Raw genomic sequence first — 22,114 nt, forward strand, 5'->3', positions numbered from 1 at the left:
TCCTCGCTTTCAATTGGTTTCGACGACTTGATTGTAGCACAGAGGTGATATGCCTCTTTTTTATACAAAAATGGCGTCGATGGAGTTCTCCATCAACACCAAATATCATAGAACCAAAAGATCCCGAAACATTCTCTGCCTCATGAATAGATGTATAACCATCAGGCAAATTAACAAATTGTTGTCTTCTCTTTTCAAAACCTGGAATTCTAACAAATCTTAGTGCCATATCAAAAACAGTAGCTCTTTTCTTGAAAAGATGCTGAACCTCTCCATTTGGAAACTTCATCAGCGGCGAAAGCAATCCACACTCTGGATGATTATTCATGAAATTAACCATCAATTCAATTTGCTCGCTGTCCTTAATTATAACGTCTGGATTCACAACAAAATGATAGTCGCTACGTAAATACTTCAGCACCAAGTTATTACCAGCACCAAACCCTCTATTTGTCTCAGCAGGTATCACAGTGACTTTTGAAGATTGGTCGTACTTTTTTAAATATTCACTTAAATTCTCATTTTCTGGAGAATTATTAATCAAATAATAATCTACTTGATCAAACTTCTCCATTACATTATAAATGTTTTGAACCAACCTATTTACTAAATCAGTACGTGTATTATAAAGAACCGTCGCAATAGAAATAGCAGTCATAAAATTCTCCTTGTCTTGACTAATTCAGATTTCCTCTATCTCCAACAGAGTCCTTAAAATAACCAGAACCTTCTCTTTTTCTTCACTGCAGAAACCCTAGTAATTTCCGGCATCGCGATATCATCCCCATTAATAATCGCTTTAGCATTTTCATTATATGTCTGCGCGTATTGCTCACCGGCCTGCTCAGTCAACTTGTTAAACGCCGCGTCCATCACAAACCGACGTCCCTTAAAATTATGGGCATCCGAAGCAAACGCGAACCCCAAGTTAGCGTTAATAATCTTAGCTGTTAAAGTCTTGACGCTCTCCCCGAAGACACCGAGGTAAGAACTATCCGTGAGTTGTGTTAGACAACCCATTTCGACAAAATCATACAATCTATCGGGATCCTTCTGAAATCCATGGTTCCGTTCCGGATGAGCAATCACCGGGGTAATCCCGCGGGTTTGCAATTCGAAAATCATATCTTCCGTATACTCCGGAATCCCACTGTGCGGTAATTCCAGAAGTAAGTAACGTCCACCCTCATCCATAAACAAGATATCGTCTGCATTTAAAGCTTTCAACAGGTCACCGGTCAAATGGACCTCTTGCCCTGGAAACACCGTTAGTGGGATTCCAACGGCGTCTAACGCCGTCTGAAATTCATCCGTCTTAGCGATGACATCTTGCTTGTGGTTAAGGTACATGCCGTCCATATGGTGTGGCGTCACTAAGATGTGCGAGATGCCTTGTTTCACGGCCACTCGAGCCATCTCCAAAGACATTTCCATATCCTTAGACCCGTCATCAACACCCGGTAAAATATGACAATGTAAGTCAATCAATCCCATTACTTTTTATCAGTCCCATAATAACCGCCGTAATAACCACCATAGTAGCTACCACCATAGTAGCCCTCAGACTTGGTAGCTGTGACGCGGTTCATGATGGCCCCCAGAATGTTCGCGTGAACAGTTTCAAGCAATTGTTTAGCTCGACGCACACCATTCTTATCGGCAATCCCCTGTGGGACTACCAAAATCGTGCCATCAACCTGAGCTGCTAGCAGTTGTGAATCCGTGACGGTATTGACTGGTGGCGAGTCCAATACAACCAAATCATACTTTGCTTGTAGTTGACGCATCAATGTCTTAAAGTGTTCACTATCTAAGAGCTCCGCCGGATTTGGTGGAACCGGACCACTCGTAATGACCGATAAGTTTTCAACAATCGTAGGCTGAATAATATCATCTAGGGTCAAACGACCTGATAAGTAGTTGGTCAATCCTGCTCGATTACTAACGTTAAATGATTTATGGACCGTGGGACGTCGCATGTCAGCGTCTACCAACACAACCTTGGAACCCTGATCGGCCCAGGTGACGGCCATGTTATTGCTGACGGTCGACTTCCCCTCGGAAGGTTCCGACGAAGTGAAGAGGACCGAATGTAAATCTCTATCCACTGAAGAAAACTGAATGTTCGTCCGAACCGTTTTGAACTGTTCAGCAATTTGACCAGTTGGATCCGTATAGGTAACCAGTCCAACACCATATTTAAGACTCGTATTATCTAAGCGTTGCTTTCTTCGTTTTAACCATGACATCTTGCTCACCTCCTACACCCGTTCGCGCTTCTGCGCACGAATACCACCATGACCGTCAGAAACAAACTTAGTTTGATGGTGGCCGATCTGTTTTTTCACATCGGACGCATCAATCTCACTAATAACGCCCAGACTGTTTAGACCTAACTCATTAGTTAAGAATGACTCCGTAGTGACCGTCCGATCGGTAACTTCCCGCAGAAATGCCAAGCCAATCCCCAAGAGGACCCCAGCCACCAACCCAATCAACAAGTTCAAGGCTTTTCTTGGGCTCACGGCATTATAATTAGGCGTCGCCTTCGACACAATAGAAACGTTATTAATACTCATCATTTTAACGACCTTTTGTTTGAAGACCTTAGCCGTTTCATTAGCGATTGCAGCCGCCGTCTTAGGATCAGTCGCCGTAGCCGTCACTGAGAAGACCTGAGAGTTCGTTTGATTGTTGATGCTCAAAGCATCTTTAATCCCCGCCATCGACCCCGGGTATCCTGGATAAACCTCTAATGCGCGATTAACATCGGTCAAGACTGTTGGACTGGTAATAATATCCTTATATGTACTAATCATTTGAACATCCGCTTGGACCTGTTGTAATTGGGCACTTTGATCAGTAGAAGACAACTTACGATTAACCAGTATTTCCGTCGTACCGCTATACTTTGGCGTCATCACAAAAAAGGTCGCAAAAAAAGCCACCATAAAAACCACTAGTGTCGTAATACTAATCATTTTGAGATGTTTCCGCAGAATCCCCATGATCTGCATCAAACTAATTGTTTGTTCTGAATCCATTTCTTCCTCCAATGATGCCAGTTTGTTTGCTAAACTTACTGAAGATTTTTACAGGCTACTGAAACTAGCAAAATAAAATCCATCAGAATTAGTTAATCATGATAATGTATTTTAAATTTCAGTCAAAGAATCTTTAGTGCTAATTAAACCATCTGCAATATATTATAGTCTAATCCATTGTCTACAATTAATACATTCCCATTACATTTTTTCTGTCACATCTCCCGAACTTTTTTAGCCTTCGTTCGGATTATAAAAAAACTTCCATCAGCATTCTACCTGGACAGAGTCCCACTTTAATCGTTGTTATTGCTTAATAACCGCCACCCCAGGCCTTTCCTGATGTAATTCGTGACCCGTTGTAGTTCGGATTTCGACATAATTTTCATACCCCGACTATTAATGGTTTCACTCACTCCTTGCAGGTGCGTCGTCTTAATATGCTTGGTGGCCGACAGGTAATTTGTGGTCAGCGCCGTCAGATCATTAAAGGTTAAAACGGTCTGCGTCCACTTAGTCAATGAACTAATGAATTGTTCATTAAGTAAGCTACTGATTAATCCCAACCTCACCAGCAGGGCCATGATGACCTTACGGAGGCTGCTGACAAAGTAGCCTTTAAAGATTTGTCACTGCTTTAGTCTAAAGAAATCTTCCCCATACAAAAAATCCCCACCAAATAACTGGTGAGGATTTCCCAATAGATAATATCGAAATATTAACGCTTGGAGAATTGTGAAGCCTTACGTGCCTTCTTCAGACCTGGCTTCTTCCGTTCCTTCATCCGGGCGTCACGAGTCAAGAGACCCGCACGCTTCAGCGGACCACGGAAATCTGGGTCAACTTCGAGCAATGCCCGAGCGATCCCGTGACGAGTTGCGCCGGCTTGGCCGGAGAAACCGCCACCGCGCACAGTAACTAATGCATCGTAGTTACCAAGCGTTTCCGTAACGTTGAATGGTTGTAAGACAACTTCCCGAATACTTGCGAATGGGATGTAGTCTTCGATTGCCTTGTTGTTCATAACAATTTTACCTGAGCCGGGTACTAAACGTACACGTGCAGAGGAGTTTTTACGACGGCCAGTGCCGCGATATTGAACTTGTGCCAATTTGGTTTTCCTCCTTAGATAAGGTTAGTAATGTCTAATACTTCTGGCTTTTGTGCTTCGTGCTTGTGGTCTGCACCAGCGTACACGTGAAGCTTCAATGCCATTTGGTGACCTAAGGAGTTCTTAGGGAGCATACCTTGTACAGAAGTTTCGATCAATTTTTCTGGGTTCTGTTCCCGGAAGTTACCAGCAGTCCGTGACTTCAAGCCACCAGCGAAACCAGAATGGTGGTAGTAGACTTTGTCGGTGGCCTTACGACCAGTTAAAGCGATCTTTTCAGCGTTGATGACGATTACGTTGTCACCAGTGTCCACGTTAGGGGTGAACGTTGGCTTGTTCTTACCACGTAATACAGAAGCAACGACTGAAGCAAGCCGACCTAAACTCACGTCGGTTGCGTCGACAATGTACCATTTGCGGTCAATGTCGTTAGGTTTTGCCATATAAGTTGTACGCACGTTAAATTCCTCCATAAATCTGTGTTTGTCTGACACCAAGTAAACTTTCCGGGGCTTATCGTGGGGCAAACAATACCAACAACCATAATACAAAGTTTTTCCCATAAAGTCAATGATTGTTTGCCCCATCACCGAAAATTACCGTTGATGTTGCGGCAATTTCGTCGGGTGTTGGGGGTCTTCCCCCTGGTAATACACGTGTTTTAAATACAGCCCTGCCGCCGGAACCGTCCGCCGGGCCTGTTTGCGATCCTTGATCTGATACAACCGTAAAATATCGTGCACTGGCCGCGTGCCGGACCCAATTTCGACCAGCACGCCGACCATGATGCGCACCTGATTGTACATGAAGCCGTTGCCGTAAAATTCAAAGACTAGCTCGTTGTTGGCGTGGTCGATGTGGCAGGTGGCCTCGTAAATGGTCCGCACGAAGGTCCGGGTCTGCGCGCCCGACGCCACGAAGCTGGTATAGTCGTGTTCGCCGACCAGGTCTTTCAAGGCCACGTTGATTTTGTCCAGGTCAACCGGGAATTTCCATTGACCGGTATAGTGACGCTTGAACGGGTTGCGAAACTCGCCCATGTCCATGCGGTACAGGTACCGTTTGCCGGACACGTCATAACGTGCATGGAAATCGGCGGAGACCAGTTCGACCTTTAAGACCTCCATATCCATGGGTAACATGCTGTTTAAGCCCTTGCGCATGTTGTCCGCGGGAATCACGAAGGGAAAGTCGAAATGGGCCACCTGGGCCAGCGCATGGACGCCTGCGTCGGTCCGCCCCGACCCATAGATGACGATGGCGGGATCCGGGTTCTTGGCCATCTTATTGACGACCTTGGTCAAGACGCTTTCCACGGTCCGTTTATTGGGCTGGCGCTGGAAACCGGCAAAGTCGGTCCCGTCATACATAAAAGTTACTTTGTAGCGTTGCATTCAGTTCCGTTCCTCCTACCAACGACGACAAGCGAGAATCGCCGCAAATCCAATCAAAAATAAAATCCAGGTCACCGTATCACGCTTTTGCCAGGTCAAGATCCGATACTGACTGCGGTGTTCACTGTCCTGGTATCCGCGGGCTTCCATCGCCGTCGAGAGGTCCTCAGCCCGGTTGAAGGCGCTCATGAACAGTGGCACCAACAACGGGATCAGGGCCTTGGCCTGTTTGAACAGCCCCCCCTCACCGAAGTCAACGCCACGAGCACGCTGGGCGTTCATGATCTTGGTAGCCTCGTCCATCAGCGTGGGCACAAAACGTAGCGCAATCGACAGCATCATCGCCAACGTGTCCACGGGCACGTGCAACCACCGCAGCGGCTTCATCAGTGACGCTAGCCCGGTGGCAATATCCAACGGCTGCGTCGACAACGTCAGGAGCGTCGACATCATGATGATCAACAAGAACCGAATGAAAATGTACCCGGCGTTGATCACCCCAAACTGGCTGATGTTGATGAAGGCCCAGTGAAAGTACGTGTGACCGCCCACGGGGCTAAATAAGAGCTGTAAGACCACGGTGAATACGATCAGCCAAAGTAGCGGCCGAATGCCCCGTAAGAAGAAGCCTAGACTGATTTTGGAGGCCAGGATTGACCCCACCGTCAGCGCAATCAAGATCACGTAGCTCAGTGGATTGTTGGCCAAGAAGACCAAAATGATATAGCAAAAACTCAGCATTAATTTTGCCCGGGGGTCTAAGCGGTGGACCACCGAGTTGAGGGGCAGGTAACGCCCAAAGATGAATTTAGACATGGTCGGCCCCCTTTGCTGGCCAGCGCGCCGCAATTTGGTCGGCCAACTGGTCGGCCGTCAGCGGCAGGGTGTCCCAGGTGAGCCCGCGTTGACGCAACTGTTGGGCAAATTGGGCGGCCCGGGGCACGTCCAGTTGGTTGGCTCGTAGCCAATCCGGGTCGGCAAAAACGTCGGTCGGCGTGCCGAACTTGATCAACTTGCCTTCGCGCATGACCGCGACCTGCTCGGCGTACTGGGCGACGTCTTCCATCTGGTGGGTCACTAACACGATGGTCAGCCCCTGCTCGCGGTGCAGGCGTTCAAAGAGTTCCATCATGGCTTGGCGTCCTTGGGGATCCAGGCCCGCCGTCGGTTCGTCTAGGACCAACACCTGCGGCTTCATGGCCAAGACCCCGGCGATGGCGACCCGCCGCATTTGCCCACCGGACAGCTCAAACGGCGAGCGGTCGGCATAGCTGGCGTCGAGTCCCACCGTCGTCAACATTTCATCGGCCAGCGCGTTGGCGTCAGCCTCACTCATGCCAAAATTCTTAGGTCCAAAGGCAATGTCTTGGCGAATAGTCTCCTCAAACAGCTGACTTTCGGGAAACTGAAAGACCATGCCGACATGTTGCCGTAGCGGCTTTAGGGCCGCGTTGGTCGTCTCCGGCGTCACGGTAAAGTCGTCGACGTGAATCGTCCCCGCACTGGGCTTATACAACGCATTGAGCTGTTGGATCAGTGTCGACTTCCCGCTACCGGTGTGGCCGATGATGGCCAGATACCCGTGATCCGGCACCTGGAAGGAAACGTCCTCCACCGCGGTGTGGGCCATGGGCGTGCCCGCTTGATAAGTATAGGTTACGTGTTCGAAAGCGATTGCCACAGCCATTCCTCCATTTCCGCCATCGTTTGGTACGTCGTGGGTGGGGTGATCCCCCGTTGCTTTAATGCCGTCTGTAATTTGACCGGGAACGGCACGTCTAAACCCATATCGATCAGCCGTTCACCGCGCGCAAAAATGGCAGCTGGCTGAGCCTCTTCGATGAGCTGACCATCGTCAATGACCAGGATGCGGTCGGCACCGGCGGCCTCGTCAATGTCGTGAGTGATCGAGATAACGGTCAGCGCCTGTTGAGCCCGCAAGCGCCGCACCAGCGCTAACATGTCCTGGCGCCCCTGCGGATCCAACATACTGGTGGCTTCATCCAAGATTAAAATATCCGGGGCAATGGCCACGATACCGGCCAGCGCCACCCGCTGCTTCTGCCCCCCGGACAGGGAGCTGGGCTCGCGTTGGGCAAACTCGGCCATGCCCACTTCTGTCAGCGCGGCCTTGACCCGCGGGACCATCTCCGAGCGCGGAATTTGGCGATTCTCTAACCCAAAGGCCACGTCATCTTCAACCGTCGCCCCAACGAACTGGTTGTCCGGGTTCTGAAAAATCATACCGATTTTTTCGCGCACTTCCCAGACGGTCTCGGGGGTCAGCGTGACGCCCGCCACCGTGACCGTGCCCTTAGTAAACGGCAGTAACCCGTCCAAGGACTTCGCCAGCGTCGACTTGCCGCTCCCGTTATGGCCGACGATAGCCAACCACTCGCCGGCGTGGACATCAAAGCTCACGTCGTCTAGGGCCGGGCGCTGGTCGTCCCCATAGGCATATGAAAGATGTTTGACTTCAATGATATTTGCGTTATTTGCCATCAGCGTTTTTTGATTCTCCTAGTAAAATGTCACCGCTAATTATAGCAAAGTTTTGTGAATTTCCGAAGCGTTCCGCCAGATTCTTTGCCCGAATCGGTCAATGCCGGGATAATTGCGGCAGTTCGAAAAAAATGTACAAAAAAAATCACTAACAAACCAGCGGCGCTGAGGCGTTAGCCCCCATTCAAGCTAGACTCGGAAAGAATTCCTCCATCATCGTAGCGCTCTATACCACATGGTTCTAGTGATTAATTTGTAACTATTGTTCCCCGTTTAAGGACGCGGACACTCCCGAATCGCCAAACTAAAAATTAGTCAACGAATTCCAAGATGGCCATAGCGGCACCATCACCGCGACGAGGCATCGTCTTCAAGATACGCGTGTAACCACCGTTACGATCAGCGTACTTCGGTGCTAATTCGCTAAATACCTTTTGCAATGCGCTAGTCACGACAACATCATCGCCGTCTTCCTTAACATCTGCAACCACGTTACGGATGAAAGCAGCAGCTTGACGCCGGGCGTGTAAGTCGCCTTGCTTACCCAAGGTAATCATTTGGTCAGCCGTCTTGCGAACTTCCTTAGCGCGTGCTTCAGTCGTTTCGATGCGGCCGTTCAAGATTAAACTAGTGGTCAAATCGCGTAACAAGGCACGACGTTGAGAACTAGTCCGTTGTAATTTACGGTAACTCATAACCAGAAACCCTCCTTTGAGTGTCTAAAATTAGTCTTCCTTCCGAAGTGACAAACCTAAGTCAGCTAACTTAGCCTTAACTTCTTCAAGGGACTTGCGACCCAAGTTACGAACCTTCATCATGTCTGCTTCGGTCTTGTTGTTCAATTCTTGAACCGTGTTGATACCAGCGCGCTTCAAGCAGTTGTAAGAACGAACGGACAAGTCGAGCTCTTCGATGGTCATCTCAAGCATCTTTTCCTTGTGCGTTTCTTCCTTTTCAACCATGATTTCCGCATTCTTAGCTTCGTCGGTCAGGTCGACAAACATAGCCAGATGTTCGGTCAAGATCTTTGCAGCCAATGCAATGGCTTCGCTTGGATTAATTGAACCGTTTGTCCAAACATCCAGGGTCAATTTATCGTAGTCAGCCCGTTGGCCAACCCGTGCATTCTCTACTTGGTAGTTAACCCGTTCGATTGGGGTGTAAATGGAATCCACAGCTAAAACACCAATTGGCATTTCTGCATTGCGAGCTTTGTTCTCGTCAGCAGAAACGTAGCCACGGCCCTTATCTGCAGTCATTCGCATGTGGAACGTTGCCCCATCAGCAACTGTAGCAATGTACAGATCTGGGTTCAAAACGTCAACGTCGGCGCCTGCCACAATATCACCAGCGGTGATCTGAGCGGGTCCCTTAACGTTGATCTCCATCGTTTCTTCCTGATCGTCAGCACCGTTCAACTTCAGCGCAATCTTCTTAACGTTTAAGATGATTTGCGTGACGTCTTCTACGACACCTTCGACAGTCGAAAACTCATGCAGAACCCCGTCGATTTGAATGCTGGTAACAGCTGCACCAGGTAATGATGAAAGTAAGATCCGCCGTAAGGAGTTGCCGAGCGTTGTCCCGTAACCACGTTCCAACGGTTCAACCACAAACTTACCGTAGTTGTTACTCTCATCAATTTTATGAATGTTAGGCTTTTCAAATTCAATCATTCTTATCGTTTACCCCTTTCAAACCGCGTTGAGCTCCTATAAGTCAATCCCATCATGAAGGTTGCCCTCATTAATGAAACGCTCACGTTAGACCCGACGGCGCTTTGGAGGACGAGTACCATTATGAGGAACTGGGGTAACATCGCGGATAGCCGTGACTTCGATCCCAGCAGCTTGGATTGCCCGAATAGCAGCTTCACGTCCTGAACCAGGACCCTTAACAGCAACTTCAACGGACTTAACACCGTGTTCTTGTGATGCCTTGGCAGCGGCTTCAGCGGCCATTTGTGCAGCAAATGGCGTTGACTTCCGACTACCCTTGAAACCTAAAGCACCGGCTGATGACCAAGCAATAGCGTTCCCTTGAACGTCAGTGATCATAACCAAAGTGTTGTTAAACGTAGCATGGATGTGTGCAACACCGGATTCAATGTTCTTTTTGACCCGACGTTTGCGACTAGTTTTTCTAGTAGCCATAAAGTGATAAACCTCCCTTACTTCTTCTTCCCGGCGATCGAAACGGCTTTACCCTTCCGAGTGCGGGCGTTGTTTTTGGTGTGTTGGCCGCGAACAGGCAGTCCACGACGGTGACGCATACCGCGGTATGAGCCGATTTCTTGCAAGTTCTTGATGTTCAGGCTAACTTCACGACGTAAGTCACCTTCGACCTTGTACTTGTCAACTTCGACACGAACCTTGTCTTCTTGTTCAGGGGTTAAATCACGAACCCGAACGTCTTCTGAGACACCAGCATCCGCAACAATCTTGTGTGCAGTGTTGATCCCAATTCCAAAAATGTAAGTCAAACCGTAAGCGATTCGCTTATCACGTGGTAAATCCACTCCAGCAATACGTGGCATTTAAGTGCACCTCCTATAAATTGAATTACTTACCCTGGCGTTGTTTGTGCTTAGGGTTGGCTGAGCAAATAACCATTACTCGACCCTTACGCTTGATAACCTTGCAGTGTTCGCACATTGGCTTAACTGATGGTCTTACTTTCATGAATATCCCTCCTACATCTGTCCAGGCGGCTACTTAAACCGATAAGTAATCCGGCCTTTAGACAAGTCATACGGTGACATTTCAACAGTTACTCGGTCACCAGGCAGAATCCGAATGTAGTGCATCCGAATCTTACCGGAAACGTGAGCGAGAATCTCATGACCGTTTTCTAATTCGACCCGAAACATTGCGTTAGGTAATGTTTCGGTAACTTTACCTTCGACTTCGATGACATCGCTTTTCGCCACGAAAGTACCTCCCTTTTAATTGCGTGTAAAATACACGTAAAAGCGGTAGGGACAAGGAACTTGCCCCCGCCTAGCACCTGTGAATTGCGACAGCGCGCCATTTACAGGCTAAACCTGAATAAGCTTACCATAATTCTTGCGAAGACGCAAGAACTTAGCGACCTGTTACAGGTTCTTCAGGATTTTTTCGATGTCGACGTAGACATCATCGATATCACGGTCACCATCAACAGTGAATAACAAGCCCTTCTTGGTGTAGTAATCAACCAGCGGCGTGTTCATTTTCAGATTGACCGCTAACCGGTTCTTCACCGTTTCTGGCTTGTCGTCTTCACGTTGATAGAAGTCATGCCCACCACAGACATCACACGTGCCGGCAACTTTAGGTTGCTTGTAGAGCTTGTGGTAAGTGGCCCCACAAGTCCGGCAGATGTAACGACCAGAAAGGCGTTCAACCAAGACATCTGGTTCGACGTGAATGTTGATCACGGCGTTGATGGTCCGGTCCAGTTCGGGGCCAAAGGTATCTAACGCTTCGGCTTGAGCTAAGGAACGGGGGAACCCATCCAACATGAACCCGTCTTTGGTATCATCTTGAGCTAACCGGTCGCGAACGATACCGTTAGTGACTTCATCCGGTACCAATTCACCTTTGTCGATAAACTTCTTCGCAGCCAAACCCATTTCAGTTTCGTTCTTCATCGCTTCACGGAAGATGTCTCCCGTAGAAATGTGCGGTAAGTGGAACTCCTTGATAATCTTTTCAGCTTGCGTCCCTTTACCGGCGCCTGGTAAACCCATGAGAATCAAATTCATTGCTGTCATGTTCGTTCTCCTTATTCGAAAATTTGCCCGAAAAACACAAGCAGGTGTGCTAATAGATCAACACACCCGCTGGAAACTCATTAAGCTGGTTCTGGATCTTGGATAAAGCCAACGTATTCGCGCTTCATCATCAATCCGTCAACTTGCCGCATGGTTTCAATGGCCACACCAACGACGATTAAGAGGCTGGTACCACCTAAACCAATTGACTCATCTAAGTCCCAAAGGTTTTGGGCTAATAACGGAATTAAGGAAATGAATCCAAGGAAGAGTGACCCAACAGTGCTGAGCCGCATCAATAAGTTGGAAACATAAGTTTGTGTTTCGTGACCCGGCCAAACACCAGGAATGTAGCTCCCCTGCTTTTGCAGGTTCTCAGCTAACTTTTCTGGGTTGACTTGCACGAACGCATAGAAGAACGTGAACACAATGATCAGAACAGTGTACAAAATGGCCCCATCGACCGTTTGCATGTTGAAGACATCCGTTAACGTCTGGTACCAGGCATCTTGGGAGTGCGTGTTTTGGAACGCCATCAAAATAGTTTGTGGCGTCGCAATGAACGAACTAGCGAAGATAACTGGAATAACCCCAGCAACGTTAACCTTTAATGGAAGGTAGCTGCTATCTGGCGAACCAGATACCCGCCGCGTGTACTGCATAGGTACCCGCCGTTCCGCTTGCTGAACCCAGGTGGTAAAGGTCACGATGATCAATACCAACACGATTAAAGCAAGCACGAAAACGACACTCTTCCACATGGTGCCCGCCGTAGCGTCAACGAAGTAAGTTTGGTACAACTTGTAAACAGAAGTTGGCGTCCGGGCAATGATCCCCGCAAAGATAATCATTGAAATCCCGTTACCCAACCCACGATCGGTGATCATATCACCCATCCAAGTCGTTAACATGGTCCCACCAGTCAGGATCAACCCGATTGACAGGTACGTGGTAACACTTGGATTTTCGACCAATTTCAGCGAACTTAAGGCACTGAAACCGGCCGTGATCCCGATAGACTGAACGAATGCCAAAGCAATCGCTAAGTACCGTGTGGCCTGGTTCAACTTCCGCCGACCAGTATCCCCTTGCTTGCTCCATTCAACGAAGCGTGGAACGATGTCCATTTGTAGCAATTGAATAACGATTTGTGCAGTGATGTAAGGTGAAACCCCCATCGCAAAGATGGAATAGTTGGTCAACCCACCACCACTGAAGGTATCTAAAATACTAACCAATCCAGAAGACGCAACGCTTTGAAGTGCCTTTGCGTTAATGCCGGGGACGGTAATATAAGTACCCAACCGAAAGACAATCAAAACCAATAGAGTAAAGAGAATTTTTTTACGAATGTCTTTAATCTTAAAGGCGTTTTTCAAGCTTGATAGCATTAAATCACCTCAGTTTTACCACCAGCAGCCTCGATAGCTTGGGCGGCTGACTTGGAGAACTTAGCGGCTTTCACCGTCAACTTCTTCGTTAACTCACCGTTACCCAAGATCTTAACACCGGCCTTTTCGTTCTTGACGATACCGGCTTCAACCAGGGCAGCTGGAGTTACTTCAGCACCATCATCAAAGACGTTCAAAGCAGCTAAGTTTACGACAGCAAATTCCTTACGGTTAATGTTGGTAAACCCACGCTTTGGAATACGACGGTACAATGGCATTTGGCCACCTTCAAAACCCAAACGAGTCTTGCTACGAGCCTTTTGACCTTTTTGGCCACGGCCAGCGGTCTTACCATTACCAGATGAATCACCACGGCCAACCCGGTTACGAACCTTCCGTGAGCCTTCAGCAGGTTTTAATTCATTCAACTTCATGCTATTGCGCACCTCCTTATTTAATGATATGAGAATTACTTAACTTCTTCAACCTTAATCAAATGTGCGATTTGGAAAAGCGCACCACGAGTAGCGTCGTTATCTGGTTGGATAACGGTGCTGTTTACTCGGTGTAAGCCCATAGCTTCCACAATCTTCCGCTGTTTAGGGAGGCGGTGAGCAACACTATGAATTAAAGTAACTTTTAATTGAGCCATTTTAATACCCCTCCTTATTCAGCTAAGTGTTGAAGAGAGACACCACGGAGAGCGGCAACTTCTTCAGCACGCTTCAACTGAGCCAAGCCAGCAAAAGTGGCCCGAACAGCGTTGACTGGCGTGTTAGAACCTAAACGCTTGGAAGTAACGTCAGCAACACCAGCTAATTCCATGACGGAACGAACTGAGCCACCGGCAGTAACCCCAGAACCTTCAGCAGCAGGCTTGAGCATGATCTTGCCCCCACCAAATGAACCGAGAACTTCGTGAGGAATGGTCGTTCCCACGATAGGTACTTCGATCAGGTTCTTACGAGCGGCTTCAACGGCCTTACGGATAGCTTCTGGAACTTCTTGAGCTTTACCAGTACCAAAGCCAACGTGACCGTTCTTATCGCCGACGATGACAAGCGCAGCAAACCGCAGACGACGGCCACCTTTAACAACCTTAGTGATACGGTTGATAGCAACAACGTTGTCTTCAAGTTCTAACTTGTCAGGATCAATAAATTTTGCCATGTGTGGTTATTCCTCCTTACTGTTAAAATTTCAGCCCGTTTTCGCGAGCAGCTTCTGCCAATGCTTGAACACGGCCGTGGTATAAGTAACCGCCACGATCAAACACAACATCACTAATCTTCTTTTCGACAGCGCGCTTAGCAACTAATTCACCAACAGCCTTAGCTTGGTCGGTCTTGTTGTCACCTTTGACATCGCTATCTAACGTTGAGGCACTAACAAGCGTGACACCCGCTACGTCATCAATGACTTGAGCGTAGATGTTTTTGTTAGAGCGGAAAACGTTTAAGCGTGGGCGTTCTGCAGTCCCAGAAATTTTGTTCCGGACACGCATATGACGCTTTTGACGTGTCTTGTTCTTATCTGGTTTTGAAATCAAAATAGTCACCTCTTTGTAGAATTATCAGCTTTAAGCTGCTTTAATGTTACTTACCAGTTTTACCTTCACGGATACGAACGAATTCGTTTTCGTAACGGATACCCTTACCTTTGTAAGGTTCTGGTGAACGAACGGCACGAACTTCAGCAGCGAAGTCACCGACTTCTTGCTTACTGATACCGGAAATGTTGATAGTGGTGTTGTCTGGAACCTTAACATCTAAGGTTTCAGGAATAGCCATTTCAACTGGGTTGGAGTAACCAACGCTCAATACCAAGGTCTTGCCCTTAGCTTGAACACGGTAACCAACACCGACCAGCTTCAAGGTCTTAGCAAAGCCATTAACAACACCTTCAACCATGTTGTTTAAGTTAGCTCGCTGAGTCCCGTGAAGGGCCCGCGTCTTGTTGTTATCATCTGGACGATCGAAGTCAACCGCACCATCACTAATCTTCATAGAAATGATGTTTGAGAAAGTCCGGGTTAAAGAACCCTTAGGACCCTTGACGGTCACTTGATCACCATCGCGTTTAACTTCAACGCCGGCTGGGACGTTGACAGTTTTATAACCAATACGACTCACTGTAAGGCACCTCCTATCTTCTTAAAAGTTTTACCAAACGTAGGCGAGAACTTCGCCACCGATTTTCTTGGCGCGCGCTTCTTTATCAGTAATTACACCTTCAGAGGTGGAGATAATAGCGATACCCAAACCGTTTAATACCTTTGGTACAGCGTCGGCCTTAACGTATGAACGTAAGCCGGGCTTTGAAATACGCTTTAAACCACTGATGACACGTTGGTTATCCTTACCGTACTTCAGGAATACGCGGATGATGCCTTGCTTGTCATCATCGATGTATTCGACGTTACGGATGAACCCTTCGCGCTTCAGGATTTCAGCGATGTCACGTTTAATTGTTGATGCAGGTACTTCGAGTGATTCGTGACGCACCATGTTGGCGTTACGGATCCGCGTCAAGAAGTCTGCAATAGGATCAGTCATGGACATTAACGTTTACCCTCCCTTTGTTTAAAATTCGTTTTACCAGCTAGCCTTCTTCATGCCAGGAATTTGACCCTTGTGGGCTAATTCGCGCATGCAGATACGGCAAAGATGGAACTTTTGATAAACAGAGTGTGGACGTCCACAACGTTCGCAACGAGTATAATTCTGAGTAGAGAACTTCGCAGGACGCTTGTTCTTAGCAATTTGAGATTTCTTAGCCAATTTGTGTGAACCTCCTTAAATTAGTGTGCAAACGGCATACCGAATTGAGTCAGCAATTCGCGTGACTCTTCATCAGTGTTAGCCGTCGTAACGATAACGATGTCCAAACCACGAACACGGTTAACGTTATCAAAGTTAATTTCTGGGAAAATCAATTGTTCCTTAACACCCAGGGTGTAGTTACCGCGACCATCAAAGGCACGCTTGCTAACACCGCGGAAGTCACGAACACGTGGCAATGACACGTTGATTAACTTGTCCAGGAATTCGTACATCCGGTCCCCACGCAGGGTAACCTTAGCACCGATTGACATGCCTTCACGAAGACGGAAGGTGGCGATTGACTTCTTGGCCTTAGTAACCAATGGCTTTTGACCAGAAATCAAACCCAATTCTTCAACGGCTTCGTCCAGGTTCTTAGCGTTGGAAACAGCATCACCAACACCCATGTTCAAAACGATCTTTTCGATCTTCGGCGTTTGCATAACAGAACTGTAGCTGAATTTTTCCACCAATGCTGGTGTAATTTCATTAACGTACTTTTCTTTTAAACGAGCTGACATGAAATTATGTTCCTCCTTTCAAAGATTATTTGTCGATGGTTTCGCCGGACTTCTTAGCGAAACGGACTTTGTGACCATCTTCTACTCGAACGCCAAGCCGGGTTGGTTCGTTGTTCGAAGGATCGATGAGCATAACGTTGGATGCGTGAATTGGCGCTTCAATATCGATAATGCCGCCTTGTGGGTTGGCTTGAGAAGCTTTTTGGTGCTTCTTAATCATATTGACACCTTTAACGATCACACGATTCTTGGCATTCATGACTTTGGAAACAGTTCCTTCTTTTCCTTTGTCTTTGCCGGCGATCACGCGGACCTTGTCACCAGTTTTAATAAGCATTCCTGTGGGCACCTCCTTGTTAAACGTTTCTTGATTACAGTACTTCGGGTGCTAATGAGATAATCTTCATAAAATCGTTGTCACGTAATTCACGGGCAACCGGTCCGAAGATCCGAGTCCCTTGTGGGCTCTTATCGTCTTTGATCAGCACTGCAGCATTTTCATCAAAGCTGATGTATGAACCATCGTTACGACGTACACGAGACTTGGTACGAACAACAACGGCCTTTACAACGTCACCTTTTTTGACAACGCCACCTGGTGTTGCTTGTTTGATAGTAGCGACAATGATATCACCAATTCCGGCGTAGCGACGCTTGGAGCCACCCAGAACTTTGATAGTCAGAATTTCACGGGCGCCAGAGTTGTCGGCAACCTTTAAGCGACTTTCTTGTTGGATCACAGCTAGTGTCCTCCCTTCAGTTCTAATTCAGAATACGATAAAAACGACACCTAAATGATTACTGCTTTTTCAACAATGTCGACTAAGCGGAACCGCTTGGTAGCAGACAGAGGACGAGTTTCCATGATTTCAACAATGTCGCCAGTGTGGGCTTCGTTGTTTTCGTCATGTGCCTTGTACTTCTTGGAGTACTTGACACGCTTGCCATATCTTGCATCCGTCTTCGTCGTTTCTACAACGACAGTGATCGTCTTTTCCATTTTGTCGGAAACGACACGACCACGGTAAACCTTGCGGTTATTACGTGCATCACTCATGTATTAGTGACCTCCTTCTTATCGTATTCTACTTGTTCAGTTCTTGTTGGCGAAGAGCGGTTTTAATCCGCGCAATGTTCTTACGAACTTGCTTCAGCCGTGCAGTGTTTTCCAATTGACCAGTAGCTAATTGGAAACGCAGGTTGAATAATTCGTCCTTGTAGCTCTTTTCTTTATCGAGCATTTCAGCAGTGGTTAATTCGTTGATTTCTTTAGTTTTCATTTGATTCGCCACCTACTTCCTCTCGGGATAAAACCTTCGTACGAACGGGAAGCTTCATGGCAGCCAAACGTAAGGCTTCGCGAGCGACTTCTTCAGAAACGCCACCCACTTCAAACAAAACCTTACCGCGCTTAACTGGGGCTACCCAGCCATCAGGCGTACCTTTACCATTACCCATCCGGACCCCAACACCTTTACTGGTGTAGGATTTGTGAGGGAAAATCTTAATCCAAACTTTCCCACCACGCTTCATGTAACGTGTGATTGCCACACGGGCTGCTTCGATTTGACGGTTGGAGATCCACTTGGAATCTAACGATTGTAAACCGTAGTCACCGAAAGCAACGCTCTTGCCACCCTTGGCTTCGCCACGTAGCTTACCACGGTGGACACGACGGAACTTTACTCGCTTAGGTACCAGCATGCTTATTTCCCTCCTTGTCCGTTAGTTTGTTTCTTTTCGGGAAGAATTTCACCACGGTAGATCCAGGTCTTAACACCCAGAGAACCATAAGTGGTGTGCGCTTCAACCCAAGCGTAATCGATGTCAGCACGTAACGTGTGCAGAGGAACCGTGCCTTCAGCATAGCTTTCAACACGAGACATGTCAGCACCGTTTAACCGACCAGCAACTTGCGTCTTAACACCCTTGGCGCCAGAACGCATCGTCCGTTGCATCGTCCCACGCATAGCGCGACGGAAAGCAACACGGCCTTCCAATTGACGAGCAATGTTTTCGCCGACTAACTTGGCATCCAAATCTGGCTTCTTGATTTCCACGATGTTGATGTGGACACGCTTGCCAGTTAAGTCGTTCAATTCCTTACGGAGATTTTCGACTTCGGAACCACCCTTACCAATAACCATCCCTGGCTTGGCAGTGTGAATTGAGATGTTGACGCGGTTTGCAGCCCGTTCAATCTCAACAGTTGAAACAGAAGCATCTACAAGACGCTTTTCGATAAATTTACGGATTTGAAGGTCTTCCTTCAGGTAAGCAGCGAAATCCTTTTCAGCATACCACTTTGCTTCCCAATCGCGAATGATACCGACCCGTAATCCAGTTGGATTTACTTTTTGACCCACGCGTTATCCCTCCTCTTTTTCAGATACAACAACCGTAATGTGACTCGTACGTTTGTTGATTGGTGAAGCAGAGCCTTTGGCACGAGGACGGAACCGCTTGAGGGTTGGTCCTTCGTTCACATAGGCTTCGCTAACAACTAGATCTTGACGATCTAAGTCAAAATTGTTTTCTGCGTTAGCAATTGCAGAGTTTAAAACCTTTGCCACAACCGGTGATGCGCCACGCGGTGTGAACTTTAAGATTGCGATTGCTTCAGCGACGCTCTTGCCGCGGATAAGATCGATGACAAGGCGGACTTTGCGAGCAGCAATCCGAACCGTCTTAGCAGTCGCTTGCGCTGATGTAACTTGTTCAGCCATTAGTTAATCCTCCTTATCAACGAGTTTTCTTGTCGTCGCCACCATGACCACGGAATGTCCGGGTTGGTACGAATTCGCCAAGCTTGTGGCCTACCATATCTTCTTGAACGTAAACTGGTACGTGCTTCCGTCCATCATATACAGCGATAGTTAAACCTACAAAGCTAGGGAAAATAGTAGACCGGCGGGACCAGGTCTTGATGACAGCCTTTTTGTCTTGATCCTTTTGTGCATCAACCTTTTTCAGTAAATGCGCATCGGCGAAAGGTCCTTTTTTCAAACTACGACCCATTTATGAAACCTCCTCTACTTGTGGCGCATCGTGGAACACGATGATCACCAGGTCTCTTGACTTCCGGATAACCGGAATATTACATCTTAGAACCTTTACGATGACGAACAATGAACTTCTCAGTCTTGTTCTTCTTCGAACGCGTCTTCTTACCAACAGTCTTCTTACCCCATGGAGAAAGAGGAGATGGTAAACCAACAGGTGCTTTACCTTCACCACCACCATGTGGGTGATCGTTAGGGTTCATAACTGAACCACGAACGTGAGGACGTTGACCAGCCCAACGGTTACGGCCGGCTTTACCAACGTTAACTAATTCGTGTTCTTCGTTACCAACGGCACCGATAGTTGCACGGTTAACGTTCAAGACCATCCGAACTTCACCGGAAGATAAACGAACTAATACGTACTTTTCATCGTTAGCTTTACCTAACAATTGTGCTGAAGTACCAGCAGAACGTACCAATTGGCCACCCTTACCAGGCTTTAATTCGATGTTGTGAATAACCGTCCCAAATGGGATGTTCTTCAATGGTAATGCGTTACCAGTCTTGATATCGGCATCTGGACCAGATTGAACCTTGTCGCCAACCTTTAAGCCCTTAGGAGCCAAGATGTATGACTTTACACCATCAGCATAAACTAATAATGCAATGTTAGCAGTCCGGTTAGGATCGTATTCGATAGCCTTAACGGTTGCTGGAACATCATCTTTGATTCGCTTGAAGTCGATGATCCGGTATTGACGCTTGTTACCACCGCCACGATGACGGACAGTCATGCGACCAGCGTTGTTCCGGCCAGCCGTGTGACTTTGTGAATCAAGCAATGACTTTTCAGGAGTCGTCTTAGTGATGACGTCTTTGTAAACCAAGCTCGTCATGTTACGACGACCATTGCTTGTTGGTTTGTATTTCTTAATCGCCACGTTATTTCCCTCCTATATCTGAGATTTTATTCTTCGTTGAATAACTTGATTTCTTTTGAGTCGGCAGATAAGCTGACAATGGCCTTACGACGCTTCTTAGTGTAGCCTTCGTAACGTCCTTGACGCTTCTTCTTACCCTTTAAATTCATGATGTTAACCTTAACAACCTTAACGTCAAAGATGTCTTCTACGGCATGCTTGACTTGAGTCTTGGTTGCTCGTACGTCAACGTCAAAGGTGTAACGCTTGTCGTCCATAGTTGCCATCGTAGCTTCGGTAACAACTGGGCGTAAGATAATGTCACGTGATTCCATTATGCGAGCACCTCCTCTACTTGAGAAAGAGCTGGTTGGGTAATCACTAACTTGTCCGCATCAGCGATGTCTAAGACATTCAAGCTCTTGGCTGGAATAACTTTAACATTTGCTAAGTTACGGGCTGCTAAAGCAGCAGTTACGTTGTCGTCTTCAAGGACAACCAACGTCTTAGTCGTGACATTCAAACCAGCCAACACAGCAGCGAATTCTTTCGTCTTAGGTGCGTCGAATGCTAAACCGTCAAGAACGACTAAGCTTTCGTCGAGAACCTTTTGTGAAAGAACTGACTTCAATGCTAAACGGCCAACCTTCTTAGGAAGGCGGTAACTGTAAGAACGAGGGGTAGGGCCAAAGACCACACCACCACCGACCCATTGTGGGGAACGGATGGAACCTTGACGGGCACGACCGGTACCCTTTTGACGCCATGGCTTCTTACCACCACCACGAACGGCACTCCGGTTTTTAACGGCGTGGGTTCCTTGGCGTAAGGAAGCTCGTTGCATCAAAATCGTATCGAATACGACATTTTCGTTAGGTTCGATGCCGAAGATATCAGCGTTCAAATCAACGTTGCCGTTTTGGCTACCATCTTGTTTGTATAATGCTACGCTTGTCATTTAATTATCCTCCCTTCCTATTTATTTATCAGAATGCTTTGGGCGTGGTGGGCGAACAGCACTCTTAACAGTAACGAGTGACTTGTTAGCACCAGGCACATTGCCCTTGATCAACAGAACGTTGTTATCAACGTCAGCCTTAACGATCACAAGGTTTTGGATAGTAACTTGCTTGTTACCCATCCGACCTGGGAGCTTCATGCCAGGGAATACCCGGTTAATGATGGCACCCAGAGAACCTGGACGACGGTGGTAACGAGAACCATGGGCCATAGGGCCACGGCTTTGGCCGTCCTTATGAATGTTACCTTGGTATCCATGACCTTTAGTGACACCAGTGACATCCACGATGTCTCCTGCTTGGAAGGTATCAACTTTAACTTCGTCTGCTACCTTGTAATCTCCCAGCTCAACATCTCTGAATTCACGAATGAAGCGCTTAGGAGTCGTGTTTGCTTTTGCTACATGACCTTGTTCGGGCTTGTTGCTGAGTACTTCACGCTTGTCTTGGTAACCAAGTTGAATGGCATCGTAACCGTCGTTTTCCATCGTCTTAACTTGTAACACAACGTTTGGCGTTGCTTCGACAACAGTAACGGGGATTAATTCGCCAGCATCAGTGAAGACTTGCGTCATCCCGACCTTTTTCCCTAAGATTCCTTTAGTGGTCATGAGTACACCTCCGATTATAT

38 protein-coding genes are annotated in these 22,114 nt (G+C 47.5%); all 38 read right to left on the reverse strand.

The genetic code is table 11. From position 1 onward, the window contains the following. Positions 1-658: glycosyltransferase (locus EGT51_RS03990; RefSeq protein WP_135367509.1), on the reverse strand; the 658-nt coding region annotated here is incomplete at its 3' end. Between the two features lie 53 nt (positions 659-711). Further along, positions 712-1,494, reverse strand: a complete 783-nt coding sequence (locus EGT51_RS03995) for a tyrosine-protein phosphatase (RefSeq protein ID WP_135367510.1) — start codon at positions 1,492-1,494, stop codon at positions 712-714. Then, positions 1,494-2,249: a CpsD/CapB family tyrosine-protein kinase gene (locus EGT51_RS04000; RefSeq protein WP_179951127.1), complete on the reverse strand. Its 756-nt coding sequence runs from the start codon at positions 2,247-2,249 to the stop codon at positions 1,494-1,496. Before EGT51_RS04000 ends, EGT51_RS03995 begins: the two co-directional genes overlap by 1 nt. 12 nt (positions 2,250-2,261) lie before the next feature. Then, positions 2,262-3,044, reverse strand: a complete 783-nt coding sequence (locus EGT51_RS04005; protein WP_135367512.1) for a YveK family protein — start codon at positions 3,042-3,044, stop codon at positions 2,262-2,264. Positions 3,045-3,762: 718 nt separating this feature from the next. Further along, on the reverse strand, positions 3,763-4,155 hold the full coding sequence (rpsI, locus tag EGT51_RS04015) for a 30S ribosomal protein S9 (RefSeq protein WP_011668466.1): 393 nt from the start codon (positions 4,153-4,155) through the stop codon (positions 3,763-3,765). A 14-nt stretch (positions 4,156-4,169) separates the two neighbouring features. Next, positions 4,170-4,613, reverse strand: a complete 444-nt coding sequence (gene rplM / locus EGT51_RS04020) for a 50S ribosomal protein L13 (protein WP_135367513.1) — start codon at positions 4,611-4,613, stop codon at positions 4,170-4,172. Between the two features lie 138 nt (positions 4,614-4,751). After that, positions 4,752-5,549 (reverse strand): tRNA pseudouridine(38-40) synthase TruA, encoded by a 798-nt coding sequence (gene truA, locus EGT51_RS04025; protein WP_135367514.1) that lies wholly within the window; start codon positions 5,547-5,549, stop codon positions 4,752-4,754. A 15-nt stretch (positions 5,550-5,564) separates the two neighbouring features. Next, positions 5,565-6,365: an energy-coupling factor transporter transmembrane component T family protein gene (locus tag EGT51_RS04030; RefSeq protein ID WP_135367515.1), complete on the reverse strand. Its 801-nt coding sequence runs from the start codon at positions 6,363-6,365 to the stop codon at positions 5,565-5,567. Further along, positions 6,358-7,230: an energy-coupling factor ABC transporter ATP-binding protein gene (locus tag EGT51_RS04035; RefSeq protein WP_135367516.1), complete on the reverse strand. Its 873-nt coding sequence runs from the start codon at positions 7,228-7,230 to the stop codon at positions 6,358-6,360. Before EGT51_RS04035 ends, EGT51_RS04030 begins: the two co-directional genes overlap by 8 nt. Beyond that, positions 7,206-8,051, reverse strand: a complete 846-nt coding sequence (locus tag EGT51_RS04040; protein WP_135367517.1) for an energy-coupling factor ABC transporter ATP-binding protein — start codon at positions 8,049-8,051, stop codon at positions 7,206-7,208. The genes EGT51_RS04035 and EGT51_RS04040 overlap by 25 nt, the downstream gene beginning before the upstream one ends. A 311-nt stretch (positions 8,052-8,362) precedes the next feature. Further along, a complete protein-coding gene (rplQ, locus tag EGT51_RS04045; RefSeq protein WP_020090123.1) occupies positions 8,363-8,746 on the reverse strand; it encodes a 50S ribosomal protein L17 in 384 nt (127 codons plus the stop codon). Between the two features lie 30 nt (positions 8,747-8,776). After that, positions 8,777-9,727 (reverse strand): DNA-directed RNA polymerase subunit alpha, encoded by a 951-nt coding sequence (locus EGT51_RS04050; protein WP_135367518.1) that lies wholly within the window; start codon positions 9,725-9,727, stop codon positions 8,777-8,779. A gap of 87 nt (positions 9,728-9,814) precedes the next feature. Continuing rightward, on the reverse strand, positions 9,815-10,204 hold the full coding sequence (rpsK, locus tag EGT51_RS04055) for a 30S ribosomal protein S11 (protein WP_125574870.1): 390 nt from the start codon (positions 10,202-10,204) through the stop codon (positions 9,815-9,817). 17 nt (positions 10,205-10,221) lie between these two features. Continuing rightward, positions 10,222-10,587, reverse strand: a complete 366-nt coding sequence (rpsM, locus tag EGT51_RS04060) for a 30S ribosomal protein S13 (RefSeq protein WP_135367519.1) — start codon at positions 10,585-10,587, stop codon at positions 10,222-10,224. Between the two features lie 25 nt (positions 10,588-10,612). Next, a complete protein-coding gene (rpmJ, locus tag EGT51_RS04065; protein WP_011668476.1) occupies positions 10,613-10,732 on the reverse strand; it encodes a 50S ribosomal protein L36 in 120 nt (39 codons plus the stop codon). A 29-nt stretch (positions 10,733-10,761) separates the two neighbouring features. Next, positions 10,762-10,980 carry a translation initiation factor IF-1 gene (gene infA / locus EGT51_RS04070; protein ID WP_011668477.1) on the reverse strand — a complete coding sequence of 73 codons (219 nt, stop codon included), beginning with the start codon at positions 10,978-10,980 and terminating at the stop codon, positions 10,762-10,764. A gap of 165 nt (positions 10,981-11,145) precedes the next feature. Continuing rightward, on the reverse strand, positions 11,146-11,796 hold the full coding sequence (locus EGT51_RS04075) for an adenylate kinase (protein WP_287708294.1): 651 nt from the start codon (positions 11,794-11,796) through the stop codon (positions 11,146-11,148). Positions 11,797-11,885: 89 nt separating this feature from the next. Then, on the reverse strand, positions 11,886-13,196 hold the full coding sequence (gene secY, locus EGT51_RS04080) for a preprotein translocase subunit SecY (RefSeq protein WP_135367521.1): 1,311 nt from the start codon (positions 13,194-13,196) through the stop codon (positions 11,886-11,888). Beyond that, the gene (gene rplO / locus EGT51_RS04085; RefSeq protein WP_125574874.1) at positions 13,196-13,630 is read right to left on the reverse strand and encodes a 50S ribosomal protein L15; all 435 of its coding nucleotides are present in this window, start codon (positions 13,628-13,630) and stop codon (positions 13,196-13,198) included. The genes secY and rplO overlap by 1 nt, the downstream gene beginning before the upstream one ends. 35 nt (positions 13,631-13,665) lie before the next feature. Then, positions 13,666-13,848, reverse strand: coding sequence for a 50S ribosomal protein L30 (gene rpmD, locus EGT51_RS04090; RefSeq protein WP_125574875.1), 183 nt, complete (start codon positions 13,846-13,848; stop codon positions 13,666-13,668). A 14-nt stretch (positions 13,849-13,862) separates the two neighbouring features. Beyond that, on the reverse strand, positions 13,863-14,366 hold the full coding sequence (rpsE, locus tag EGT51_RS04095; RefSeq protein WP_135367522.1) for a 30S ribosomal protein S5: 504 nt from the start codon (positions 14,364-14,366) through the stop codon (positions 13,863-13,865). 22 nt (positions 14,367-14,388) lie between these two features. Continuing rightward, positions 14,389-14,754, reverse strand: a complete 366-nt coding sequence (rplR, locus tag EGT51_RS04100) for a 50S ribosomal protein L18 (protein ID WP_287708214.1) — start codon at positions 14,752-14,754, stop codon at positions 14,389-14,391. A gap of 37 nt (positions 14,755-14,791) precedes the next feature. After that, on the reverse strand, positions 14,792-15,328 hold the full coding sequence (rplF, locus tag EGT51_RS04105) for a 50S ribosomal protein L6 (RefSeq protein WP_135367524.1): 537 nt from the start codon (positions 15,326-15,328) through the stop codon (positions 14,792-14,794). Positions 15,329-15,358: 30 nt separating this feature from the next. Beyond that, positions 15,359-15,757: a 30S ribosomal protein S8 gene (gene rpsH / locus EGT51_RS04110; RefSeq protein WP_048735521.1), complete on the reverse strand. Its 399-nt coding sequence runs from the start codon at positions 15,755-15,757 to the stop codon at positions 15,359-15,361. Positions 15,758-15,790: 33 nt separating this feature from the next. Further along, positions 15,791-15,976 carry a type Z 30S ribosomal protein S14 gene (locus EGT51_RS04115; RefSeq protein ID WP_082153261.1) on the reverse strand — a complete coding sequence of 62 codons (186 nt, stop codon included), beginning with the start codon at positions 15,974-15,976 and terminating at the stop codon, positions 15,791-15,793. 20 nt (positions 15,977-15,996) lie between these two features. Next, positions 15,997-16,539 (reverse strand): 50S ribosomal protein L5, encoded by a 543-nt coding sequence (rplE, locus tag EGT51_RS04120; protein WP_135367525.1) that lies wholly within the window; start codon positions 16,537-16,539, stop codon positions 15,997-15,999. Positions 16,540-16,564: 25 nt separating this feature from the next. After that, positions 16,565-16,876 carry a 50S ribosomal protein L24 gene (gene rplX / locus EGT51_RS04125; RefSeq protein WP_125574880.1) on the reverse strand — a complete coding sequence of 104 codons (312 nt, stop codon included), beginning with the start codon at positions 16,874-16,876 and terminating at the stop codon, positions 16,565-16,567. 34 nt (positions 16,877-16,910) lie between these two features. Next, positions 16,911-17,279, reverse strand: a complete 369-nt coding sequence (gene rplN, locus EGT51_RS04130; protein WP_125574881.1) for a 50S ribosomal protein L14 — start codon at positions 17,277-17,279, stop codon at positions 16,911-16,913. A 50-nt stretch (positions 17,280-17,329) separates the two neighbouring features. Next, positions 17,330-17,596 (reverse strand): 30S ribosomal protein S17, encoded by a 267-nt coding sequence (gene rpsQ / locus EGT51_RS04135; RefSeq protein ID WP_048735510.1) that lies wholly within the window; start codon positions 17,594-17,596, stop codon positions 17,330-17,332. Positions 17,597-17,624: 28 nt separating this feature from the next. Beyond that, a complete protein-coding gene (gene rpmC, locus EGT51_RS04140; RefSeq protein WP_020090139.1) occupies positions 17,625-17,819 on the reverse strand; it encodes a 50S ribosomal protein L29 in 195 nt (64 codons plus the stop codon). Beyond that, positions 17,809-18,243, reverse strand: coding sequence for a 50S ribosomal protein L16 (rplP, locus tag EGT51_RS04145; protein WP_135367526.1), 435 nt, complete (start codon positions 18,241-18,243; stop codon positions 17,809-17,811). Before rplP ends, rpmC begins: the two co-directional genes overlap by 11 nt. Before the next feature lie 2 nt (positions 18,244-18,245). Beyond that, positions 18,246-18,905, reverse strand: a complete 660-nt coding sequence (gene rpsC, locus EGT51_RS04150) for a 30S ribosomal protein S3 (RefSeq protein WP_125682810.1) — start codon at positions 18,903-18,905, stop codon at positions 18,246-18,248. Between the two features lie 3 nt (positions 18,906-18,908). Further along, a complete protein-coding gene (gene rplV, locus EGT51_RS04155; RefSeq protein WP_048735501.1) occupies positions 18,909-19,265 on the reverse strand; it encodes a 50S ribosomal protein L22 in 357 nt (118 codons plus the stop codon). 16 nt (positions 19,266-19,281) lie between these two features. Further along, on the reverse strand, positions 19,282-19,557 hold the full coding sequence (gene rpsS / locus EGT51_RS04160) for a 30S ribosomal protein S19 (protein WP_048735499.1): 276 nt from the start codon (positions 19,555-19,557) through the stop codon (positions 19,282-19,284). A gap of 79 nt (positions 19,558-19,636) precedes the next feature. Further along, positions 19,637-20,485 carry a 50S ribosomal protein L2 gene (rplB, locus tag EGT51_RS04165; protein WP_135367527.1) on the reverse strand — a complete coding sequence of 283 codons (849 nt, stop codon included), beginning with the start codon at positions 20,483-20,485 and terminating at the stop codon, positions 19,637-19,639. A gap of 26 nt (positions 20,486-20,511) precedes the next feature. Continuing rightward, positions 20,512-20,799 carry a 50S ribosomal protein L23 gene (gene rplW, locus EGT51_RS04170; protein WP_125574885.1) on the reverse strand — a complete coding sequence of 96 codons (288 nt, stop codon included), beginning with the start codon at positions 20,797-20,799 and terminating at the stop codon, positions 20,512-20,514. Further along, complete coding sequence (gene rplD, locus EGT51_RS04175) at positions 20,799-21,422, reverse strand: 50S ribosomal protein L4 (protein WP_135367528.1); 624 nt, start codon at positions 21,420-21,422, stop codon at positions 20,799-20,801. The genes rplW and rplD overlap by 1 nt, the downstream gene beginning before the upstream one ends. A gap of 21 nt (positions 21,423-21,443) precedes the next feature. Beyond that, positions 21,444-22,094: a 50S ribosomal protein L3 gene (rplC, locus tag EGT51_RS04180; RefSeq protein WP_057734506.1), complete on the reverse strand. Its 651-nt coding sequence runs from the start codon at positions 22,092-22,094 to the stop codon at positions 21,444-21,446. Between the last annotated feature and the right edge of the window lie 20 nt (positions 22,095-22,114).

The organism is Levilactobacillus suantsaiihabitans (assembly GCF_004745505.1).
GTDB classification, from domain to species: Bacteria; Bacillota; Bacilli; order Lactobacillales; family Lactobacillaceae; genus Levilactobacillus; species Levilactobacillus suantsaiihabitans.

Coding starts and splice junctions, on each gene's coding strand:
- EGT51_RS03995 (WP_135367510.1), bottom strand. CDS start 1,494: ATGGGATTGATTGACTTACATTGTCATATTTTACCGGGTGTTGATGAC.
- EGT51_RS04000 (WP_179951127.1), bottom strand. CDS start 2,249: ATGTCATGGTTAAAACGAAGAAAGCAACGCTTAGATAATACGAGTCTT.
- EGT51_RS04005 (WP_135367512.1), bottom strand. CDS start 3,044: ATGGATTCAGAACAAACAATTAGTTTGATGCAGATCATGGGGATTCTG.
- truA (WP_135367514.1), bottom strand. CDS start 5,549: ATGCAACGCTACAAAGTAACTTTTATGTATGACGGGACCGACTTTGCC.
- EGT51_RS04030 (WP_135367515.1), bottom strand. CDS start 6,365: ATGTCTAAATTCATCTTTGGGCGTTACCTGCCCCTCAACTCGGTGGTC.
- EGT51_RS04040 (WP_135367517.1), bottom strand. CDS start 8,051: ATGGCAAATAACGCAAATATCATTGAAGTCAAACATCTTTCATATGCC.
- rplQ (WP_020090123.1), bottom strand. CDS start 8,746: ATGAGTTACCGTAAATTACAACGGACTAGTTCTCAACGTCGTGCCTTG.
- EGT51_RS04050 (WP_135367518.1), bottom strand. CDS start 9,727: ATGATTGAATTTGAAAAGCCTAACATTCATAAAATTGATGAGAGTAAC.
- rpsK (WP_125574870.1), bottom strand. CDS start 10,204: ATGGCTACTAGAAAAACTAGTCGCAAACGTCGGGTCAAAAAGAACATT.
- rpsM (WP_135367519.1), bottom strand. CDS start 10,587: ATGCCACGTATTGCTGGAGTGGATTTACCACGTGATAAGCGAATCGCT.
- rpmJ (WP_011668476.1), bottom strand. CDS start 10,732: ATGAAAGTAAGACCATCAGTTAAGCCAATGTGCGAACACTGCAAGGTT.
- EGT51_RS04075 (WP_287708294.1), bottom strand. CDS start 11,796: ATGAATTTGATTCTCATGGGTTTACCAGGCGCCGGTAAAGGGACGCAA.
- secY (WP_135367521.1), bottom strand. CDS start 13,196: ATGCTATCAAGCTTGAAAAACGCCTTTAAGATTAAAGACATTCGTAAA.
- rplO (WP_125574874.1), bottom strand. CDS start 13,630: ATGAAGTTGAATGAATTAAAACCTGCTGAAGGCTCACGGAAGGTTCGT.
- rpmD (WP_125574875.1), bottom strand. CDS start 13,848: ATGGCTCAATTAAAAGTTACTTTAATTCATAGTGTTGCTCACCGCCTC.
- rpsE (WP_135367522.1), bottom strand. CDS start 14,366: ATGGCAAAATTTATTGATCCTGACAAGTTAGAACTTGAAGACAACGTT.
- rpsH (WP_048735521.1), bottom strand. CDS start 15,757: ATGTCCATGACTGATCCTATTGCAGACTTCTTGACGCGGATCCGTAAC.
- rplE (WP_135367525.1), bottom strand. CDS start 16,539: ATGTCAGCTCGTTTAAAAGAAAAGTACGTTAATGAAATTACACCAGCA.
- rplX (WP_125574880.1), bottom strand. CDS start 16,876: ATGCTTATTAAAACTGGTGACAAGGTCCGCGTGATCGCCGGCAAAGAC.
- rpsQ (WP_048735510.1), bottom strand. CDS start 17,596: ATGAGTGATGCACGTAATAACCGCAAGGTTTACCGTGGTCGTGTCGTT.
- rpmC (WP_020090139.1), bottom strand. CDS start 17,819: ATGAAAACTAAAGAAATCAACGAATTAACCACTGCTGAAATGCTCGAT.
- rplP (WP_135367526.1), bottom strand. CDS start 18,243: ATGCTGGTACCTAAGCGAGTAAAGTTCCGTCGTGTCCACCGTGGTAAG.
- rplV (WP_048735501.1), bottom strand. CDS start 19,265: ATGGCTGAACAAGTTACATCAGCGCAAGCGACTGCTAAGACGGTTCGG.
- rpsS (WP_048735499.1), bottom strand. CDS start 19,557: ATGGGTCGTAGTTTGAAAAAAGGACCTTTCGCCGATGCGCATTTACTG.
- rplW (WP_125574885.1), bottom strand. CDS start 20,799: ATGGAATCACGTGACATTATCTTACGCCCAGTTGTTACCGAAGCTACG.
- rplD (WP_135367528.1), bottom strand. CDS start 21,422: ATGACAAGCGTAGCATTATACAAACAAGATGGTAGCCAAAACGGCAAC.
- rplC (WP_057734506.1), bottom strand. CDS start 22,094: ATGACCACTAAAGGAATCTTAGGGAAAAAGGTCGGGATGACGCAAGTC.